The organism is Galbibacter sp. L-19 (assembly GCF_056857615.1).
The window spans coordinates 139,452-159,389 of sequence record NZ_JBSXNL010000067.1; the positions used below are offsets into that span (position 1 = coordinate 139,452).

General features: G+C 32.2%; 20 protein-coding genes. 12 read left to right on the forward strand and 8 right to left on the reverse strand.

The genetic code is table 11. The features are described from left to right. Positions 1–204: 204 nt before the first annotated feature. Positions 205–1,275, reverse strand: a complete 1,071-nt coding sequence (aroB, locus tag AC13CQ_RS13910) for a 3-dehydroquinate synthase (RefSeq protein ID WP_008614344.1) — start codon at positions 1,273–1,275, stop codon at positions 205–207. A 105-nt stretch (positions 1,276–1,380) separates the two neighbouring features. Between aroB and AC13CQ_RS13915 the strand changes: the two genes are divergently transcribed. Beyond that, a complete protein-coding gene (locus tag AC13CQ_RS13915; protein ID WP_474507219.1) occupies positions 1,381–2,547 on the forward strand; it encodes a proline dehydrogenase family protein in 1,167 nt (388 codons plus the stop codon). A 7-nt stretch (positions 2,548–2,554) separates the two neighbouring features. On the opposite strand, the gene AC13CQ_RS13920 is transcribed toward AC13CQ_RS13915, so the two are convergent. The 5 genes from AC13CQ_RS13920 to tsaE form a co-directional block, all read right to left on the reverse strand. Continuing rightward, complete coding sequence (locus AC13CQ_RS13920; protein ID WP_474507220.1) at positions 2,555–2,953, reverse strand: DUF4258 domain-containing protein; 399 nt, start codon at positions 2,951–2,953, stop codon at positions 2,555–2,557. Positions 2,954–2,955: 2 nt separating this feature from the next. Beyond that, a complete protein-coding gene (locus AC13CQ_RS13925; protein ID WP_008614351.1) occupies positions 2,956–4,155 on the reverse strand; it encodes an alanine dehydrogenase in 1,200 nt (399 codons plus the stop codon). 44 nt (positions 4,156–4,199) lie between these two features. Further along, entirely contained in the window at positions 4,200–4,733 is a 534-nt protein-coding gene (locus AC13CQ_RS13930; RefSeq protein ID WP_335587901.1) for a hypothetical protein, read from the reverse strand. A 94-nt stretch (positions 4,734–4,827) separates the two neighbouring features. Further along, on the reverse strand, positions 4,828–4,983 hold the full coding sequence (locus AC13CQ_RS13935; protein ID WP_474507702.1) for a hypothetical protein: 156 nt from the start codon (positions 4,981–4,983) through the stop codon (positions 4,828–4,830). 336 nt (positions 4,984–5,319) lie between these two features. Then, entirely contained in the window at positions 5,320–5,727 is a 408-nt protein-coding gene (gene tsaE, locus AC13CQ_RS13940; protein ID WP_008614360.1) for a tRNA (adenosine(37)-N6)-threonylcarbamoyltransferase complex ATPase subunit type 1 TsaE, read from the reverse strand. Positions 5,728–5,826: 99 nt separating this feature from the next. Here tsaE and AC13CQ_RS13945 point away from each other — a divergent pair, with 99 nt between their 5' ends. After that, positions 5,827–7,062 carry a hypothetical protein gene (locus AC13CQ_RS13945; protein WP_482882948.1) on the forward strand — a complete coding sequence of 412 codons (1,236 nt, stop codon included), beginning with the start codon at positions 5,827–5,829 and terminating at the stop codon, positions 7,060–7,062. Positions 7,063–7,103: 41 nt separating this feature from the next. Here the strand turns inward: AC13CQ_RS13945 and AC13CQ_RS13950 are convergent, their stop codons facing one another. Next, complete coding sequence (locus tag AC13CQ_RS13950; RefSeq protein WP_008614366.1) at positions 7,104–7,487, reverse strand: hypothetical protein; 384 nt, start codon at positions 7,485–7,487, stop codon at positions 7,104–7,106. Between the two features lie 195 nt (positions 7,488–7,682). Then, the gene (gene porX / locus AC13CQ_RS13955; RefSeq protein WP_008614368.1) at positions 7,683–9,230 is read right to left on the reverse strand and encodes a T9SS response regulator signal transducer PorX; all 1,548 of its coding nucleotides are present in this window, start codon (positions 9,228–9,230) and stop codon (positions 7,683–7,685) included. 43 nt (positions 9,231–9,273) lie between these two features. Here porX and AC13CQ_RS13960 point away from each other — a divergent pair, with 43 nt between their 5' ends. From AC13CQ_RS13960 to AC13CQ_RS14005, 10 genes are all read left to right on the forward strand, one after another. Beyond that, positions 9,274–10,497: an HD domain-containing protein gene (locus AC13CQ_RS13960; RefSeq protein WP_474507222.1), complete on the forward strand. Its 1,224-nt coding sequence runs from the start codon at positions 9,274–9,276 to the stop codon at positions 10,495–10,497. A gap of 30 nt (positions 10,498–10,527) precedes the next feature. After that, complete coding sequence (gene lpxD / locus AC13CQ_RS13965) at positions 10,528–11,541, forward strand: UDP-3-O-(3-hydroxymyristoyl)glucosamine N-acyltransferase (RefSeq protein ID WP_335587904.1); 1,014 nt, start codon at positions 10,528–10,530, stop codon at positions 11,539–11,541. A gap of 13 nt (positions 11,542–11,554) precedes the next feature. Continuing rightward, entirely contained in the window at positions 11,555–12,958 is a 1,404-nt protein-coding gene (locus AC13CQ_RS13970; protein ID WP_008614374.1) for a bifunctional UDP-3-O-[3-hydroxymyristoyl] N-acetylglucosamine deacetylase/3-hydroxyacyl-ACP dehydratase, read from the forward strand. A 6-nt stretch (positions 12,959–12,964) separates the two neighbouring features. After that, positions 12,965–13,759: an acyl-ACP--UDP-N-acetylglucosamine O-acyltransferase gene (gene lpxA / locus AC13CQ_RS13975; protein WP_008614376.1), complete on the forward strand. Its 795-nt coding sequence runs from the start codon at positions 12,965–12,967 to the stop codon at positions 13,757–13,759. A gap of 8 nt (positions 13,760–13,767) precedes the next feature. Next, positions 13,768–14,334: an elongation factor P gene (efp, locus tag AC13CQ_RS13980; protein WP_008614379.1), complete on the forward strand. Its 567-nt coding sequence runs from the start codon at positions 13,768–13,770 to the stop codon at positions 14,332–14,334. 90 nt (positions 14,335–14,424) lie between these two features. Further along, a complete protein-coding gene (locus tag AC13CQ_RS13985) occupies positions 14,425–15,354 on the forward strand; it encodes a UDP-3-O-(3-hydroxymyristoyl)glucosamine N-acyltransferase (RefSeq protein ID WP_337900509.1) in 930 nt (309 codons plus the stop codon). Between the two features lie 5 nt (positions 15,355–15,359). Further along, on the forward strand, positions 15,360–15,773 hold the full coding sequence (locus tag AC13CQ_RS13990; RefSeq protein WP_337900510.1) for a nuclear transport factor 2 family protein: 414 nt from the start codon (positions 15,360–15,362) through the stop codon (positions 15,771–15,773). 193 nt (positions 15,774–15,966) lie between these two features. Then, a complete protein-coding gene (sucD, locus tag AC13CQ_RS13995) occupies positions 15,967–16,839 on the forward strand; it encodes a succinate--CoA ligase subunit alpha (protein ID WP_008614385.1) in 873 nt (290 codons plus the stop codon). 207 nt (positions 16,840–17,046) lie between these two features. Beyond that, positions 17,047–17,793, forward strand: coding sequence for a 3-oxoacyl-[acyl-carrier-protein] reductase (gene fabG / locus AC13CQ_RS14000; RefSeq protein ID WP_008614387.1), 747 nt, complete (start codon positions 17,047–17,049; stop codon positions 17,791–17,793). A gap of 100 nt (positions 17,794–17,893) precedes the next feature. Continuing rightward, positions 17,894–19,927 carry a vWA domain-containing protein gene (locus AC13CQ_RS14005; RefSeq protein ID WP_474507699.1) on the forward strand — a complete coding sequence of 678 codons (2,034 nt, stop codon included), beginning with the start codon at positions 17,894–17,896 and terminating at the stop codon, positions 19,925–19,927. Positions 19,928–19,938: the final 11 nt, after the last annotated feature.

The following is a 19,938-nucleotide window of genomic DNA, read 5'->3' on the forward strand; positions in this document are numbered from 1 at the left end:
GGGAGGTAAGCCACAGGAATTGTGGCAGATTTTTTTATGATGTCTTCGGAAGTTAAATTTAAGAACCGAGACCTCGTTCTACGAGATACGTGTAAATATGACTTCCTGATATTTACACACACGGAGTTTGAAAAACCACTCATTAAATTCTATAAAATACAAAAACAAAAGTCACTATTTTTTTTTAATAACCAAGAAAAAAAATTATTTTTTATAGTATTCTAACGAATTGATTAATAGTTCTTTATTTGAGGTGATGTCTAATTTAGGTTTCGAGATATCTTCTAACAACACAAAATTTACATTTCCATGCGCATTTTTCTTGTCGTGTTTCATCAATACAATAATGGCTTCCATATCTTCATTTGTAATGGTGACTTTCTCGAAGTAATTTAAAAAGGTAGCTTTGATTTCATCTAACTTATCTTTAGGGAAGTTTAATAATTCAGAAGATAAATAAGTTTCCATAATCATTCCTATTGCAATTGCTTCTCCATGTAATAAAGTGGTTTTGTCACCCGATTGTAGGAAATAGGATTCTATAGCATGCCCTAAAGTATGTCCGTAGTTTAAGATTTTTCTTAAGCCATATTCTCTTGGATCTTCAGTAACTACTTCATTCTTTATAACAACAGACCGATGGATTAGTTCATCCAAATCATTAGTAGTTAATTGGGCGAGGTTTTTAAGTTCATTCCAGTAAGCTTCATCATAAATAAGGCCATGTTTTAACATCTCTGCTAATCCACTTCTTAATTCATTTGGAGGAAGGGTAGCTAAATATTCAGTATCAATTAAAACCATTAACGGATTTAAAATAACGCCTACTTGATTTTTTAATGGGCCAAGATCTACTCCCGTTTTTCCGCCTACCGAGGCATCTACCATGGAAAGTAGGGTTGTGGGGATATTTAAAAAATCAATTCCTCTCATATAAGTTGCTCCTACAAATCCTCCTAAATCGGTTACAACACCGCCTCCTAAATTAATGAGAAGCGATTTTCTGTCGCCACCTAATTCAGATATAATTTTCCAAACTTCTGTACAGGTTTCAATTTGTTTGTGTGCTTCCCCAGCACCTATTTCAATAATCTCTATATCATAAACTTGCTCAATTTTACCTAATAAAACAGGCAAACAATTGGTATGCGTATTTTCATCAACTAAAATAAAAATCTTAGAATACCCTTGATTGTTTAGATGTTTATTTAATTCTTCGTAAGATTTTTCGTTAAAATGTACTTGGCAACCGTTGCTAGATATGGATTTGAGCATTGAAATTGAAATTTATTTTTACTTACTAGCAAAATAACGAGTTTTTCATATAAAAATGTAGTTTTTCTAACACTATATTTGCAAAAATTTATAGTGGTTTATTGAATGAAGAATTTTTTTGATAACACAGAGATTGCTTTTAAGCTAAAAAGCGATTCTGAGCTTGAAAGAGCTTACTTTTTATTTAAAATGATAGCACACCAACCTTTGGTGAGAATTGGTACAGCGGTTACTCATTTTGCTATTAAAGCGCATTTACCAGTAGAGGGACTTATTAGAGCTACTGTTTTTGATCATTTTTGCGGAGGTGTGAGCGAGTTGGATTGTATGAAAACTGTAGATGCAATTCATAGAGCTGGAGTATGTTCTGTTCTAGATTACTCTGTTGAGGGGAAAGAAACAGAAGAAGAGTTTGATGCTGTTGTTGCGCGTACCTTAAAGCTTATTGATTTTGTAAAAGAAAAGCAAGCCATTCCTTTTGCGGTTTTTAAACCAACTGCTATGGGGCGTTTTGATTTGTATGTCAAGGTTGGAGAAGGAGAAACATTAACTTCTGAAGAGGAGGAAGAATGGGATCGGGTTAAAAAAAGATTTAATACTGTTTGCGAAAAAGCTAGTGAATTGGGAGTTTCTCTTTTAATTGACGCAGAAGAAAGCTGGATGCAAACTGCAGCCGATGTTATTGTAGAGGAGATGATGCGTATCTATAATAAGGAAAGAGCTGTAGTTTATAATACGCTTCAATTGTACCGTTGGGATAGGCTTGATTATTTAAAAGAACTACATAAACGTGCTAAAAAAGAAGGTTTTATTATAGGGATGAAGTTTGTTCGTGGTGCTTATATGGAAAAAGAGCATGATAGAGCGGAAGAGAAAGGATATTCAACTCCTATTTGTGCTTCTAAAAAAATTACTGATGATAATTTTAATGAAGCTGTACATTATATGATGGACAATTTAGATAGTATGGTGTTGTTTTTAGGAACGCATAACGAAGAGAGCACCTTGTTGGTATTGTCTATAATGGAAGAAAAGGGAATTGCAAAGAACGATGACCGTGTATGGTTTGGTCAGTTATATGGAATGAGTGATCATATAAGCTATAATTTAGCAAATAGAGAATATAATGTAGCCAAGTATTTACCTTTTGGTCCAGTTCGAGATGTAATGCCTTACCTTATAAGAAGAGCCGAAGAAAACACCTCTGTTGCTGGACAAACTACAAGGGAACTAACACTACTTTCAACAGAAAGAAAACGTAGAAAACTATAATATTTTTTTATTGAGTTTTTTTACTGACATCTAAAATATCTGCAACAAATTTGCAGTTTTTAACAACGAGCTCTACGGGCTCGTTGTTTATTTCCCCATCAATATAATAAGTACTGCATTTATCTTCAGAATTTGTTTGCTCTCTGTCAATATTGCTTTTTGAAAAATTAACTTCTCCATATGTTAAGACAGAATCAATCTGCTCTTCAGAGATGGTATTGTTGTCTATTAATTGTTGAATTTTAGGCGAAAAATTAACTTCTTCTTGAGTTCTAATAGCTTTTAGTGTTCTGCAATTAGGCAAGTAACAAAATTCAGCTCTTTTTTCTTTAAAAAAGTATGCAAGAAAAATTAATCCTAGAGAGAGACCGATGAGATAAAAACCGATTCTTTTTATTAATGGCATAGTTAAAATATCAAAAGATTTATGTCGCGGTAGGAAAGGTCAAACCATTCTGCAACCGATTTACTAGTTAAAATTCCGTGGTAAAAGTAAAGTCCGTTTCTTAAGCCTCTATCAAATCTAAGCGACTGTTCTAGTCCGCCATCTTCTCCAATTTTTAAAAGATAAGGAGTAAATATATTGCTTAGAGAAACAGAGGCAGTTCTGGCATATCTGGCTGGAATGTTTGGTACGGAGTAATGAATAACTCCATGTTTAATAAAAGTTGGTTTATCGTGAGAGGTTACTTCACTAGTTTCTATACAGCCTCCCATATCAATACTTACATCAATAATAACAGCTCCTTTTTTCATGTTTTCAACCATAGTTTCGGAGACTACTACTGGAGATCTATCAATTCCTCTAACCGCACCTATAAGTACATCACAGCGTTTTAAAGCTTTTAGTAAGTTTTTTGGTTGTAGGGTAGAGGTATAAAGCATTCTACCGAGGTTGTTTTGAATGCAACGTAATCTTGTAATAGAATTGTCAAATACTTTTACACTTGCGCCTAAGCCAATAGCAGATCTAGCAGCAAATTCTCCTACAGTTCCGGCACCAATAATTACAACATCAACAGGAGGAACTCCTGTAATATTTCCAAACATTAGTCCGTTACCACTATTTGCATTTGTCATAAGTTCTGCGGCAATAAGTACAGAGGCAGTACCAGCAATTTCACTTAAAGCTCTTACGGCAGGGTAGTTGCCATCATCATCTTTAATAAATTCAAAGGCTAGGGCAGTTATTCTTTTACTGGCTAGAGTTTCAAAGTATTTTTTACTTCGTGTTTTAATTTGAAGCGCAGAAATAAGAATAGATTGCGGATTTATAAGTTCTAATTCTTTTAAAGAAGGCGGCTCAACTTTAAGTATAATCGGGCATGAAAATACTTTTTTTGTATCGGTAGTAATTTCCGCTCCAGCTTCGCTATATTCTTTATCAGAATAATTAGCGTCAAATCCTGCATTAGATTCTATTATTACACGATGTCCATGTGAGGTTAATGCATTAACAGCATCTGGAGTTAAGCAAACACGATTTTCCTGATAGGAAACTTCTTTAGGAATCCCAATAAATAATTCTCCTTTTTGTTTTAATAACTCTAGGGTTTCCTCTTGAGGAATAAGCTCTTGTTTGGTAAATGGAGTATTAGGATATGACATTTTTATAGCTTAAAATTCAAAGGTAGTCAAACTTTTTATGTCTATTAGGAATTTGTTTCATTATAGAGATCCCTTTCTTTGTCTTGGTACTCTTTTAATTCTTTATCTATTCTATCTAAGTCAATTCCATGTACTAATTTGTCAAATAGTTTTAATCTAATAAGATATACAATAGGAATTACAATCATCATAACAGGAATGATGTAGTATATCTCAAATTCGTCTACGTATCTTATATCGTCATTTAACGTGCTAACTAGTTGAAAAATATACATGCTGATAGGAATGAGAATAACATGATACCACCAATGCTTACAGGTAAAAAACCAAATAATTAGTAACATTAATGGAACAAATTTATTCATTACATTCCATGCTGCCATGTATAATGAGGAGTAATAAGAGGTTTTAAAAGTAATAAAAAAAGTTTCCCAAACTTGATCTTGAGGAAAGCTCTCGTATAAATAGAAGAAGTAAGGAGAAATGGCAATTATAAAAGCCATAACAGAGCCTAAGGCAAGTGCTCTCGTTTTTCTACTCTTTTCAATACCTGATGAGCTTTTACTCTTTTTTTTCACGGGTTATTAAGATTTGGATCATTAAGACAAATTAAGCGAATCCAAAAATAATAAGCAAATAATAGCTTCAATTAAGAAGATATATTTGAACATGCTATCCGTTAGAAGGCATTTCCATTTTAGTTTTATCAACAGCTTGGATGTTGTATAGACTATCTTGATCTGCAACATTATCATTAGAACAAGAAGTTAAAGAGATAGAAAGTATAGCGATTGAAGCTATAGCGAAAGTTATTTTTTTGAAAGACATAATAGTATTTTTAAAGGTTAGGGTATTCTTTTGATATTGATTAACCGTTAGAAGGCATTTCCATTTTAGTTTTATCAACAGCATGAGTGTTGTATAGACTATCTTGATCTGCAACGTTATCATTAGAACAAGAAGTTAAAGAGATAGAAAGTATAGCAATTGAAGCTAGAACGAAAGTTATTTTTTTGAAAGACATTATAGAATATTTTTTGGTTATTTGATGGTTCAAACCTACCAAAAAATTGGGTGCGGAAAATAAAAACCTTTGTCGTACATTAGTAAGTTTTTAATATACAACTAGTTCTGAGACTATATGAAGTGTTTAAAGATAGTGATTTAGTTGATAATCAAAACTCTTTCTTCGTTAAAAAGTACTTTTATGTCGATAATGGCCGCTTCTTCTGGTAATAAATCTATAATTTTATCTGGCCATTCAATTAAGCACCAAGAACCACTGTAGAGGTAATCTTCTATTCCGATTTGATAAGCTTCCTCTATGTCATTAATTCTATATAAGTCGAAATGAAAAATAGAGCCTTCTTTATTTTTATACTCATTTACTAAGGAAAAAGTTGGACTAGATACATGGTCATTACTACCTAATAGTTCAACTATTTTTTTTATTAAAGTAGTTTTTCCAGCTCCCATTTCTCCATTAAAAATAATGATTTTAGAAGTAACTTCTTTAATTATTTCTTGCGCTACTTTATTAATATCTTGAAGGTTATAAGTTTTTTGTTTCATTATCCTAAATTTTGAGCAAATTTAAACATCCTTTTATTATATGCTTTCTTATATTTAGAATTATATATTAACTATTTTTGATAAATAAATATCATCCCTTTGCATTTAAAAAGAAAAAGAGTTTTGTTATATGAACTGATGATTGTGGTTACAATTATTAGTTCTTCATTTATGACTTATCTTCATGTATTGTGTCCTGACACATCTACTTGGACAACATTTTTTTTTCAATTCAATTCAACACATTATAATTCAGCACAGATGTATTGTTTTTTTGTGCTTTTATTTTTGTCTCAATCATTGCTTCTTTCCTTGTGGTATATTACATGTAGGTATTGGTGGAAAATAGCTATTTTTATAGTGTTGATGATGAGTTTTTATAATTTTTCCATTGTTGTTTTTTTTGAGGTAGAGAGTTCTGGTTTAACAAAAAAAATATCAATCTATTTTTTGACTTTACTATGTAGTTATTTAGTTTATTTAGTGGGTAAAAAAATAAATTATCCTTTATGGAATAGATTAACATTAGACGCTATTGATTCTGAAGAAGTTCTCCGTTATAAATTTAAAAATTCAAAACATTATACACGTGTATTAAATAGCTTTGATGAAGATGCGTATAAATCAAACATAACCAATTTAAAAGAATTGGTAGCAAAAGCAGTTTTGATTTCTGAAGATAATTTTAATAAAGAAGAAAATCAATCAAATATACTTGATAAAAGCCTTAAAGGGAAAAGTATAGGAGGGGTTTTAATTTTTTTACTAATACTTTCTTTGTTGTTACTAGATAAGCTACATGTATTTGCGCCAGATGATAAGACATGGGACTTAGGATTTATTACAATGGGTTCATTTGAGTTTCAATCCGTTTTTATATTTCTTTGGTTTACAATGCTTAAAATAACTTCTTTTTTAGCTTTAACTATTTGGTTTTTAACGAGTAGGTATTGGTGGAAATATTTTTTATTAATCCCTATTATTATTGTTAGTTATCAAATTATTGGAACTTTTAATGTAAATGTGAGATTTATAAATGAAAATGAAATAATGCAAGCACTTCCATTGTTACTTCCTGTAATGTTATTTTTGATTTTTCTTTCCATTAAAATAAATAACTTCACTAAGGTAGAAAAGCTTAAAAATAAAATTAAAGTTAAAACTTTTAAAGTGATATCTTTTCTGGCTCACCAAGAAGATGAAGAAGGAAATAATCAAATTAAAGTTGATTTAGCTAGGCTTATGGAAAGTAAAAGTGCCTATAAAGCAGATGATTATTTGAAGGAATTAGAAGTGTTGCATAAAAAATTATTACAAAAAAAACGTTCACAATAGAAGTGAACGTTTTTTGTTTTCTAAATACAGAAAAAATAAAACTAATTTGCTTCGTTTTTAGCAGTACTTATTTCTGTTTTAATCTTGTCCATCAAGTTCTTTAATTCATCTTCTTGATGCGCTTTAATCTTTTGCTCTATTATCGCTTCAACCTCTTTATAGGTGAGTTTCTTTTCTGGCATATGTTGTTCTGCGGAACTAGAATCAGTTCCAAACATAGTACCATGACCAGTAACTACCCAGTTAATGTTTACAAACGGATACTTTTCTACGATTCTTTCTAGAATATCACTTCCTACAGAAGCATTATTCTTTTTCATACGTAAAGTGTAACCATTCGATGCGCCTATAGACATGTCAAATTGTCTAGCGCTCATTCCAAGAGATTGGATAATAGAAAAAATTCTATCAATTGCTTTTGCCATTTTGCTAATTTTGAGGGTTTGGTCAAAAATAGAAAAAAAACTCTATTAAATGCAAGTTTTTTATTTTTTTCACATAAAATTAACACTTACATGGAGTTAGTTTATTAGAATTAGTGTAGTCCTAGGTATATGTTTTTCTACAAATATGAGTATAAATGCATTATTACGATATTAAAAAGAGTATGTCAAATGCTGCTATTTAGGACTCAGTACTACATAAGGGATAATAATTTCCTCTAATGAAATCCCCCCATGCTGGTAAGTGTTTTTATAATAACTTACATAATGGTTGTAGTTATTTGGGTACGCAAAGAATAAATCTTCTTTAGCAAAAATAAAGGAACTACTCATGTTAATTGTAGGTAAATGAATTTCTTTCGGATTTCTTACACCATAAACTTCTTTATCATTGTAAGATAAACTTCGTCCAGTTTTATATCTTAAATTCAAACTGGTGTCTCTATCTCCAATTACTTTAGAAGGATTTTTTACATTTATAGTTCCATGATCGGTGGTTATTATTAATTTAAATCCTAATTGCTGAGCTTGTTGGATAATATCTAATAAAGGAGAGTTTTTAAACCAGCTTTGGGTTAAAGAGCGGTATGCTTTATCGTTAGAAGCTAATTCCTTTACAACTTCCATCTCTGTTTTAGAGTGCGAAAGCATGTCTACAAAATTATAAACAACAACGGTTAAATCGTTGTTTTTTTGCGATTTAAAATTTTGAGCGAGTTGTTTTCCTAATTTTAAACTGGATATTTTATGATATTCCCATTTAATATCTAGCCCTAATCTACGAATTTGAGCTTCTAAAAAATCCGCTTCATGTAGGTTTTTGCCGCCTTCTTCAGTATCATTTTTCCATAACTTAGGATGAAGTCTTTCCATTTCAGAAGGCATAAGTCCCGAAAAAATAGCATTTCTAGCATACTGAGTTGCTGTAGGTAAAATGCTGAAATAGGGAGCTTCTGTAATTTTTTTATAATAATTGGTAACAGTACCTTCAAAAGTTTTCCATTGATCGTACCTCAAATTATCTATAACTACTAAAAGTGTAGGTTGCTTTTTGTTAATTTCTTTAGCAATTAAATCTTTAAAGAGTGTATGAGACATAACGGGAGCATCTTCCCCATTAAACCATTTTGCGTAGTTTTTTTCTATAAATTTTCCAAACTGAGTATTAGCTTCTGTCTTTTGAGATTCTAAAATCTCGGTCATTCCAGTATCTTCAATATCTTCAAGTTCAATTTCCCAGTAAATTAATTTTCGATATAAATCTGCCCATTCTTCGTAAGAATTCACCATAGTTAAGTCCATCGCTATTTTACGGAACTCTTGTTGGTAATTTGAAGTTGTTTTTTCTGAAATAAGTCTAGAGTGGTCCAGATTTTTTTTAAGACTTAAAAGAATTTGATTTGGATTAACTGGCTTAATTAAATAGTCGGCAATTTTAGCTCCAATTGCTTCTTCCATTATATTTTCTTCCTCACTTTTGGTAATCATTACTACAGGAAGTGTAGGTTTTAAGCTTTTAATTTCGCTTAAAGTTTCTAAGCCTGAGAGGCCTGGCATATTTTCATCTAAAAAAACAATATCAAAATTGTTTACTTTGACTTCCTCAACAGCCTCCGTTCCACTTTGACACGTGTTAACGGTATAATTCTTCTTTTCAAGAAAGAGAATATGTGGTTTTAAGAGTTCAATTTCATCATCTACCCAAAGTATCTTTATGTCATTCATTCTATTGATGTATATTTGTACGTAATTTTACAATTTATTCAGTTTGAACACAGCAAACAAGCTTAAAATATTCAACGATCCAATTTACGGATTTATTACCATCCCGAACGAACAGATCTTCGATTTAATTGAGCATAAGTATTTTCAACGATTACGCAGAATCTCTCAAATGGGACTTTCTTATTTGGTGTATCCTGGAGCTCATCATACCCGTTTTCATCATGCTATTGGGTGTATGCATTTAATGCATAAAGCTATTCAAGTGCTTCGTTTTAAAGGGGTTGAGATTTCTGAAGAGGAAGAAAAGGCTTTGCTAAGTGCTATTTTATTGCATGATATTGGTCATGGTCCGTTTTCACATGCAATGGAACATAGTATTGTAAATGGAGTTTCTCATGAATATATTTCGCTTCAATTTATGGAGGCTTTAAATAAAGAGTTTAACGGAACTTTAACGCTAGCTATCAAGATTTTTAAAGGAGAGTATGAGCGAAAGTTTATGAACCAGCTTATCTCTGGGCAATTAGATATGGATAGAGCTGATTATTTAAAACGAGATAGTTTTTATACTGGAGTTTCTGAAGGAAATATAAATTCCGAACGAATCATTTCAATGTTAAATGTTGTTGATGACCAGTTGGTGGTTGAAGAAAAAGGGATTTACTCTATTGAAAAATTTTTAGTAGCTCGCCGATTAATGTATTGGCAAGTGTATTTGCACAAAACAAGTTTGGCCGCAGAACAATTACTTATTAAGGTGTTGCAGCGCGTAAAAGAGTTGCATAAAAGAGGGGGGGCAATACATGCAAGTAGTGCGCTTGAGTTTTTCTTGGATAACGAAATAGGTAAAACAGATTTTAACGAGCAAATATTAGAAACTTTTTCACGTTTGGATGATATAGATATTTTATCGGCAATGAAAGAATGGCAATTTCATGAAGATTTTGTGCTTTCTAATTTGTGTAAAATATTATTAGAAAGGGATCTTCTAAAGATTAAAATTAAAAAGAAACCTATAAAAGAAGAGCGAGTACAAGCTCATTTAAATGAATTTATTAATAAATATAATGTAACGGAAAATGAGGCTAAATACTTTGTTTTTAGCGGGTTAATTGAGAATCAAGCCTATTATATTGACAAGCAAAACATTCATATTTTAATGAAGTCAGGTAAAATTGTTGATGTAGCAAAAGCTTCCGATCAATTCAATATAAAAGCCTTGTCAAAACCAGTTACAAAATATTACATGTGCTATCCTAAAAAATAAAAGCACAATTTTTTATACTTTTGCGTGGAAATGAAATTTACAGCAACTCAAATAGCAGGAATCTTAGAGGGTGAAATAGTAGGCAATCCAGAAGTGGAAGTGTCTAAACTTTCTAAAATAGAAGAAGGAACTGATGGTTCGCTAACTTTTTTAGCAAATCCAAAGTATACTCATTATATATATTCAACAGAAGCATCGATAACGATAGTGAACAAAACATTAGTTTTAGATCATGATGTAAATACAACTTTAATTAAGGTTGAAGATGCATATAAGTCGTTTTCAAAGCTTCTAGAGTATTATAACCAAGTTAAATTGAATAAAACTGGCGTTGAACAACCCATATTTATGGCAGCATCTTCTTCCTATGGAGAAGAAGTTTATATAGGAGCATTTACTTATATAGGAGAAAATGTTAAGATAGGGAATAATGTTAAGATTTATCCAAACGCTTATATTGGAGATAATACAGAGATATCGGATAATGTAGTAATTTTTGCGGGGGCAAAAGTTTATTCAGAATCTAAAATAGGAAGAAATTGTGTTATCCATAGCGGATGTGTAATTGGTGCCGATGGTTTTGGTTTTTCTCCAAATGAAGAAGGAGAGTTTCAAAAAGTACCACAAACAGGAAATGTAATCCTTGAAGATTATGTAGATGTTGGTGCAGGAACTACAATAGATAGAGCAACACTTGGATCTACAATTATTAGAAGAGGAGTTAAGTTAGACAACCAAATACAAATTGCACATAATGTTGAAATTGGAGAAAACACTGTAATTGCTGCACAAACTGGAATTGCAGGTTCTACCAAAATTGGTAAGAATTGTATGATTGGTGGGCAAGTAGGGATTGTAGGACATATTACTATTGGAAATAGAGTTAGAATCCAAGCACAATCTGGTATTGGAAGAAATGTAAAGGATGATGAAGTTTTGCAAGGCTCGCCAGCGCTTAATTATGGAGATTTTAATAAGTCGTATGTACACTTTAAGAATTTGCCAAAACTTGTAGACAAAATTAATCAACTAGAAAAAAAGTAAAAGATAAATAACAATGAGTAATCAGGTTATCAAACAGAAAACCATTGCTAAAGAGGTTTCTTTAACTGGTGTAGGATTGCATACAGGAGAAAATGTTACTATGACGTTTAAACCGGCTCCAGAGAACCATGGATATGCTTTTAAACGTGTAGATTTAGAAGGGCAACCTGTTATTGAGGCAGATGCTAATTATGTGGTAAATACGCAAAGAGGGACAAATCTTGAGAAAAGAGGAGTTAAAATTCAAACCTCAGAGCATGTTTTAGCAGCTTTAGTAGGACTGGAAATCGATAATGTTTTAATAGAGTTAAATGCTCCTGAGCCGCCTATAATGGATGGTTCTTCAAAGTATTTTATCGAAGCGCTAAAAACAGCAGGTATTGTTGAGCAAGAGGCAGAAAGAGAAGAGTTTATAGTTACAGATGTAATTTCATATACAGACGAAGAGTCTGGAAGTGAAATTACAATTATTCCTTCTGACGAATATCAAGTAACTGCAATGGTAGATTTTGGAACTAAAGTTTTAGGAACTCAAAACGCTACATTAAAGCACATTTCTGATTTTGAAAAGGAAATAGCAGATTCTAGAACGTTTAGCTTTTTACATGAAATAGAAACGCTTTTAGAACATGGCTTGATAAAAGGAGGAGATTTAAATAATGCTATTGTATATGTAGACAAAGAATTGTCTAATGAAACAATGGAAAAGCTTAGAGCAGCATTTAATAAGGATTCTATTTCTGTAAAACCAAATGGAATTTTAGATAACCTTACTTTAAATCATCCTAACGAAGCAGCGAGACATAAATTACTAGATGTAATTGGAGATCTTGCTTTAGTAGGGATGAGAATTAGAGGTAAAGTGATAGCTAATAAGCCAGGGCATTTTGTTAATACACAGTTTGCTAAAAAGCTATCTAAAATTATCAAATTAGAAAAAAGAAATAAAGTTCCTAAATACGACCTTAGTAAGCCTCCATTGATGGATGTAAATCAGATAATGAAAATGTTGCCACATAGGCCTCCTTTTTTGTTAGTAGATCGTATTTTGGAAATGTCTGATACACATGTAATTGGAATGAAAAATGTAACCATGAACGAGCCTTTCTTTGTGGGACATTTTCCTGGAGCACCTATTATGCCTGGAGTTTTACAAGTAGAAGCTTTAGCGCAAACAGGAGGGATTCTAGTTTTAAATACTGTTCCAGACCCAGAGAATTATCTAACTTTCTTTATGAAAATGGATAATGTTAAATTTAAACAGCAAGTACAGCCAGGAGACACACTTATCTTTAAAATGGAATTAATATCGCCTATTAGAAGAGGGATATGCCATATGCAAGGATATGCTTATGTAAATGGTAAAATTGCAACGGAAGGAGAGCTAATGGCTCAAATAGTAAAAGTTAAAGAATAGTAGATAATGAATCAGCCACTAGCATATGTTCATCCAGGAGCCAAAATCGCCAAAAATGTGGTGATAGAGCCTTTTACTACCATTAATAATAATGTGGTAATTGGAGAGGGAACTTGGATTGGAAGTAACGTAACAATAATGGAGGGAGCTCGAATAGGGAAAAATTGTAATATTTTTCCTGGAGCAGTAATTTCTGCAATCCCTCAGGATTTAAAATATAACGACGAAGATACAACAGCCGAAATTGGAGATAACACTACCATCCGTGAGTGTGTTACTATTAATAGAGGAACTTCCGACAGAATGAAAACCGTTATCGGTAAAAACTGTTGGATTATGGCGTATAGCCATATAGCACACGATTGTTTTGTGGGCGACCATTGTATTTTTTCAAACAATAGTACGCTTGCAGGACATATTACCGTTGGGGATTATGTGGTTTTAGCAGGTATGACAGCTGTACATCAGTTTTGTTCTATCGGAAATCATGCTTTTGTAACTGGAGGATCACTAGTAAGAAAAGACGTACCTCCATATGCAAAAGCTGCGAGAGAACCACTTTCTTATGTAGGAATTAATTCTGTAGGATTAAGAAGAAGAGGATTTTCAGCAGAAAAAATAAGAGAAATACAAGATATTTACCGAATTTTATATCAGAAAAATTATAACAATTCTCAAGCTGTAGAAATTATTGAAGCGGAGATGGAGGCAACTCCAGAACGGGATGAAATATTGCAGTTTATAAAAGATTCTCAAAGAGGAATCATGAAGGGTTATTTTAGTTCAAATTCAAATCATTAAAAAATAATATGGCAACTACATCAGATATTAGAAAAGGATTATGTATTCGATACAATCACGATATTTATAAAATCATTGAGTTTTTACACGTAAAACCAGGAAAAGGACCTGCTTTTGTGAGAACAAAACTTAGAAGTGTTACTTCTGGAAAAGTGTTAGATAATACTTTTTCTGCAGGACATAAAATTGAAGATGTTCGTGTGGAAACAAGATCTTATCAGTTTTTATATGCTGAAGGAGATACATATCATTTTATGAATACCGATGATTACAATCAAATAACCCTTCAGAAAGGGTCATTAGATACTCCAGATTTGTTAAAAGAAGGAGAAGTAGTTACTATTTTATTTAATACAGAGGATAGTATGCCGCTTTCTGTAGATATGCCTGCACACGTTGTGTTAGAAGTTACTCACACAGAGCCTGGTGTAAAAGGGAATACAGCTACAAATGCAACAAAACCAGCTACTGTAGAAACAGGAGCTACTATTAATGTGCCTTTATTTATTAATGAAGGAGATAAAATAAAGATTGATACTGAAAAAAGCGCTTATATGGAGCGTTACAAAGGGTAAACCCTTAAAACTAATTTTTAGGTCTCGCAAAAAGAGATTTTTTATTGATAATCTTTTATTTTTTCTGAAATTAAATTATAGCTTAATACAATGAAGTTTCCACAAAAACATACCCTCAAGCAAATAGCAACCATATTAAATTGTGATTATGTAGGTGATGATGATTTTCCTGTGCTTGGAATGAATGAAATCCATGTGGTGGAAGCTGGAGATATTGTATTTGTGGATCATCCTAAGTATTACGACAAAGCATTAGAATCTGCTGCAACAGTGGTTTTAATTAATAAAGAAGTGGAATGTCCGCCTCAAAAGGCATTATTAATTTCTGATGATCCTTTTAGGGATTTTAATACGTTGACAAACTTTTTTAAACCTTTTGAAAAGGCAACATCATTAATAGCCGTTTCTGCAAAGATAGGAGAAGGAACAGTAATACAGCCAGGAGCATTTGTAGGAAACAATGTTGTTATTGGTAAAAATTGTATGATTCATTCCAACGTTAGTATTTATGATAATTGTATTTTAGGAGATAATATAACCATACACGCCGGAACTGTTTTAGGTGCAGACGCTTTTTATTATAAAAATAGACCAGAAGGTTTTGATAAATTACTTTCGGGAGGGCGTGTAGTTATAGAAAATAATGTAGATTTAGGAGCGCTTTGTACTATTGATAAGGGTGTTACTGGAGATACTTTAATAAAAAAGGGAACCAAGATAGATAATCAAGTTCATGTAGGGCATGATACTGTAATTGGAGAAAAGTGTTTAATTGCTTCTCAAGTAGGAATTGCGGGCTGTGTTATTATTGAAGATGAAGTTACTATTTGGGGGCAAGTAGGAATTGCTAGTGCTATTATAATTGGAAGAAAAGCAGTTTTATTAGCGCAATCTGGTATTAGTAAGTCCTTAGAAGCAAATAAAACTTATTTTGGTTATCCGGCAGAAGAAGCGAGAAAAAAATATAAAGAGTTGGCGTCTATACGCCAAATACCATCAATAATTGAAAAATTAGGATAAGTATTATGGGGCAATCAATAAAAAAGATAACAAAAGATTTTTATGAGCTAGAGCCTATCAAAAATAGAGAGGTTCTAAGTGAATATCTTCATGATGATTGTGAGCTTTATTGGAATAGTAGTAAAGGATTTACGAAGCTAAATAAGCAAGAGCTCATTCTTTTAGCAGAAAATATGTCAGAAGCATATCAATCTATAAGAACAGAAATAAGTCATTTGTTAAAAGATGGAGACGCCGTAACAGTGCGTTATACCTATCATGTAAAAACTATTGAGAACCCAGACGAAGAACAACCCTTAGCGCATTTTATTACTATTTGGGAGTTTAATGAAGGGAAGTTGTACAAAGGATATGAGATTAGTCAACTAGCAGATGATAATCCAGTAAATCTTAATTCTTTCATCCCAATAAAAAGATAAAAAATAACAGAAGTAAACTACCTTTGGCAAGCGTGGAGGTATTAGAAATAAAAACTAAAAACATTCCGAGGTAACCATCGGAATACTATAATCTCGATTATCGAGTAAAATAATTAATTATTTTTTGAAGTAGATTTCTCAAATCGTATTCAAAAAGCTATTTTTGTAAAGCTTTAAATAAAATTCAACCCTAATGAGTGTATTAGTAAATAAAGATTCTAAAATAATAGTACAAGGATTTACAGGAAGTGAAGGAACTTTTCACGCCGAACAAATGATTGAATACGGAACCAATTTAGTTGGTGGTGTAACACCAGGAAAAGGTGGTCAAGAGCATTTAGGAAAACCTGTTTTTAACACCGTTAAAGAAGCGGTAGATCAAGTAGATGCAGATGTATCTATTATTTTTGTGCCGCCAGCTTTTGCTGCCGATGCTATTATGGAAGCTGCCGATGCAGGTATCAAAGTTATCATTACTATTACGGAAGGTATTCCTGTTGCAGATATGATTAAAGCTTCAGACTATATTAAAGATAAAGACTGTAGATTAATCGGTCCTAACTGTCCAGGGGTAATTACTCCAGGAGAAGCAAAAGTAGGTATTATGCCAGGTTTTGTATTCAGTAAAGGTAAAGTAGGTATCGTTTCTAAGTCGGGAACTTTAACTTATGAAGCGGCAGATCAGGTAGTAAAACAAGGACTTGGAATTACTACAGCAATTGGTATTGGTGGAGATCCAATTATCGGTACTACAACTAAAGAGGCTGTAGAATTGTTAATGAACGATCCAGAAACTGAGTGTATTGTAATGATTGGAGAAATTGGTGGACAATTAGAAGCGGATGCTGCACGTTGGGTAAAAGAAAATGGAAATAAAAAGCCAGTTGTTGGTTTTATCGCTGGAGAAACTGCTCCTAAAGGTAGAACAATGGGGCATGCTGGTGCAATTGTAGGTGGAGATGATGATACTGCAGAAGCTAAAAAGCGTATCATGAGCGAATGTGGGATACATGTAGTAGATTCTCCTGCTGAAATAGGTAAAAAAGTAGCCGAAGTAATTGGCTAATTAAAATAGTATCATATAAATTATAAAACCCTGCATTTTTGTAGGGTTTTTTGTTGGGAAAACATCGTATTTGCTATCTTTGATAAAAGATAATAGAAATTTAAGATCTAATATTACAGATGAAACATCCATGTCTAATCTATAGACACAACAGAAGGATTATTTGGATGTTCCGTGCGACCGTTAAAAAACAATAAAAATAAACACATGAAACTTTTAGAAGGTAAAACAGCGATTATCACTGGTGCTAGTCGTGGTATAGGGAAAGGAATAGCAGAAGAATTTGCAAAGCAAGGCGCAAATGTAGCTTTTACATATAGCGCATCCGAAGGCCCAGCTAAGGAATTAGAAGCTCAGTTAATTGCAAGTGGTGTAAAAGCGAAAGCTTATAAAAGTAATGCCGCTAGTTTTTCAGAATCTCAAGAGTTGGTAGATGAAGTTATTAAAGAGTTTGGTGCTATAGATATTCTAGTAAATAATGCAGGAATTACTAAAGACAACCTTTTAATGCGTATTTCTGAAGAAGATTTTGATAAAGTTATCGAAGTAAACCTTAAGTCAGTTTTTAATATGACTAAAGCTGTACAACGTACAATGTTAAAGCAACGTAAAGGCTCTATTATTAACATGAGCTCTGTTGTTGGGGTTAAAGGAAATGCAGGACAAACAAATTATGCGGCTTCTAAAGCTGGAATTATTGGTTTTTCTAAATCTGTTGCTTTAGAGCTTGGTTCTAGAAATATAAGAAGCAATGTGGTAGCTCCAGGGTTTATTGAGACTGAAATGACAGGTGCTTTAGATGAAAAAGTAGTTCAAGGATGGAGAGATGCCATTCCGTTAAAAAGAGGAGGAAACCCAGAAGATATTGCAAATGCTTGTGTATTTTTAGCTTCAGATATGTCAAATTATATTACGGGTCAAGTATTACAAGTGGATGGCGGAATGCTTACCTAAAAATTAGCTTATAAACTTATATTTAGAGCGTAATCTATTGTTTTAGGTTGCGCTCTAAAATTATTTTTCTTTATCTTTTGAAGAAATAAAAACCCTGTTAATGATTGGAGTAAGTCATGTTATTTACATAGTCGTAGCCGCAATTATCTCCCTCTTAATTACGCTGTTTATGTATCGTAAAAATAGAGGTCTTGGAAGGGTTTTTATAATGATGGCATTGTTGCGTTTTGTAAGTATATTTATCGTACTTCTACTTCTCTTAAATTTAAAATTCTCTACTAAAGAATATTACACTCAAAAGCCCAAACTTTTTGTTTTAACCGATAATTCTAGCTCGATACAGGCATTAGGTTATGAAAATATAGCAAAAGATTTTTTAGGTGAAATCATAAATGATGCGGAGTTAAATAATAAGTTTTCTGTTGAAAAATATACATTTAATGAAGAGTTATCTTCTAATGATAGTCTGAGTTTTTCGGGTTCTCAAACAAATATTACCAATGCTTTACAAGCTATAGAGCGTATTAATCAAACTTCAAATAATGCTATTGTAATGCTTTCTGATGGGAATCAAACTTTTGGAACCGATTATCAGTATGCTTCAAAAAGCTTGAAGAATAGCGTTTTTCCAGTTGTTTTAGGAGATTCTATAGTGTTTAACGATTTACGGATTAGTCAATTAAATGTAAATAAATACGCATATTTTAAGAATAAATTTCCTGTAGAGATATTTGTAAATTATGAAGGAGCTTCAGCAGTGAATTCAACTTTAAAAATATATAATGGGAATCAGGTGTTGTTTTCAGAAAAAATATCTTTGACTCCAGAGAATGCTTCCAAAATTGTAAATACAGAACTTTTGGCAAATAAAATAGGAGTTCAAACTTTAAAAGCGGTGATAGAACCGCTTTCAGAAGAGAAAAATAAAACCAATAATAGTAAACTTTTTGCGTTAGAAGTTATCGATCAAAAAAATAAAATTGCTATTGTTACAGATGTGTTACATCCAGATATTGGCGCATTAAAAAAAGCAATAGAGAGCAATGAGTTTAGAACTGCAGATATTCTAAATGTAGAAGAGGAGAGCAAACAAATTAGCGAGTATCAATTAGTAATATTGTACCAACCAAATTCGGCTTTTAAAGAAGTTATTGAGGAAATAAAAACTCAAAAACATAATTATTGGATTATCTCTGGAGTGGATACAGATTGGAACTTTATCAATTCGATGGAGTTAGGATTCGATCGCTCCCTAAGTGCTGGAGAGGAAGATGTGTTGCCTGCTTTTAATGAAAATTATAATACTTTTCAAACAGAAGATATTGGTTTTAACGATTTCCCTCCGCTTTTGGATAATTTAGGAGAAGTTTCTTTTTTGGAATCCTATCAAACGCTGTTGTTTAAGAAAATTGGAAATATTGATACCGCTGAGCCGCAATTAGTGACTATTGAAAATAACGAACAGAAGTCGGCTATTTTATTAGGAGAGGGAATATGGAAGTGGCGTGCTGCTAGTTTTTTGAAAAATGAAAATACAGAAGCTTTTGATGCTTATTTTGGAAAGCTCATCCAATATGTTTCTTCCACTAAGAAAAGAGATAGACTTACTATTGAAAATGAATCGTTTTATTACGGAAATGAATCGATAAAAATCACAGCTTCATATTTTGATAAGAATTTTATCTTTGATGCAAATGCTTCTATGGAGGTTGTTATAAAAGATAAAAATAGTAATACTTCAACTACCTTTCCAATGCTTTTTAAAGGAAATACTTATGAAGTAGATTTAAGTTCTCTAAAAGCATCAGAATACGATTTTACAGTAAAAGTACCTTCAGAAAAAATAGCTAAATCTGGGAGCTTTACCATTTTAGCGTTTGATGTAGAGAAACAATTTGTAAATCCAGATACAGAAAGGCTTAAAATATTGGCGGATAATACAGGAGGAGATATGTATTTTTCTGCTGATTTTTCAGCGTTAAAAGCACAGTTATTGTCGGATGCTAGCTATCAATCCATTCAAAAAAGTAAAGAAAATATTGTATCTTTAATAGGCTGGAAATGGTTGCTTTTTGTGCTAATTGGAACCCTTTCTATTGAATGGTTTTTAAGAAAATATAATGGTTTAATCTAAAAACTTGAAAA

What these genes read in the sequence shown, in the direction of transcription:
- aroB (WP_008614344.1), bottom strand. Translation starts at nt 1,275, where the DNA reads ATGCTCAAATCCATATCTAGCAACGGTTGCCAAGTACATTTTAACGAA.
- AC13CQ_RS13915 (WP_474507219.1), top strand. Translation starts at nt 1,381, where the DNA reads ATGAAGAATTTTTTTGATAACACAGAGATTGCTTTTAAGCTAAAAAGC.
- AC13CQ_RS13920 (WP_474507220.1), bottom strand. Translation starts at nt 2,953, where the DNA reads ATGCCATTAATAAAAAGAATCGGTTTTTATCTCATCGGTCTCTCTCTA.
- AC13CQ_RS13925 (WP_008614351.1), bottom strand. Translation starts at nt 4,155, where the DNA reads ATGTCATATCCTAATACTCCATTTACCAAACAAGAGCTTATTCCTCAA.
- AC13CQ_RS13935 (WP_474507702.1), bottom strand. Translation starts at nt 4,983, where the DNA reads ATGTCTTTCAAAAAAATAACTTTCGCTATAGCTTCAATCGCTATACTT.
- tsaE (WP_008614360.1), bottom strand. Translation starts at nt 5,727, where the DNA reads ATGAAACAAAAAACTTATAACCTTCAAGATATTAATAAAGTAGCGCAA.
- AC13CQ_RS13950 (WP_008614366.1), bottom strand. Translation starts at nt 7,487, where the DNA reads ATGGCAAAAGCAATTGATAGAATTTTTTCTATTATCCAATCTCTTGGA.
- porX (WP_008614368.1), bottom strand. Translation starts at nt 9,230, where the DNA reads ATGAATGACATAAAGATACTTTGGGTAGATGATGAAATTGAACTCTTA.
- lpxD (WP_335587904.1), top strand. Translation starts at nt 10,528, where the DNA reads ATGAAATTTACAGCAACTCAAATAGCAGGAATCTTAGAGGGTGAAATA.
- AC13CQ_RS13970 (WP_008614374.1), top strand. Translation starts at nt 11,555, where the DNA reads ATGAGTAATCAGGTTATCAAACAGAAAACCATTGCTAAAGAGGTTTCT.
- lpxA (WP_008614376.1), top strand. Translation starts at nt 12,965, where the DNA reads ATGAATCAGCCACTAGCATATGTTCATCCAGGAGCCAAAATCGCCAAA.
- efp (WP_008614379.1), top strand. Translation starts at nt 13,768, where the DNA reads ATGGCAACTACATCAGATATTAGAAAAGGATTATGTATTCGATACAAT.
- AC13CQ_RS13985 (WP_337900509.1), top strand. Translation starts at nt 14,425, where the DNA reads ATGAAGTTTCCACAAAAACATACCCTCAAGCAAATAGCAACCATATTA.
- AC13CQ_RS13990 (WP_337900510.1), top strand. Translation starts at nt 15,360, where the DNA reads ATGGGGCAATCAATAAAAAAGATAACAAAAGATTTTTATGAGCTAGAG.
- sucD (WP_008614385.1), top strand. Translation starts at nt 15,967, where the DNA reads ATGAGTGTATTAGTAAATAAAGATTCTAAAATAATAGTACAAGGATTT.
- fabG (WP_008614387.1), top strand. Translation starts at nt 17,047, where the DNA reads ATGAAACTTTTAGAAGGTAAAACAGCGATTATCACTGGTGCTAGTCGT.
- AC13CQ_RS14005 (WP_474507699.1), top strand. Translation starts at nt 17,894, where the DNA reads ATGATTGGAGTAAGTCATGTTATTTACATAGTCGTAGCCGCAATTATC.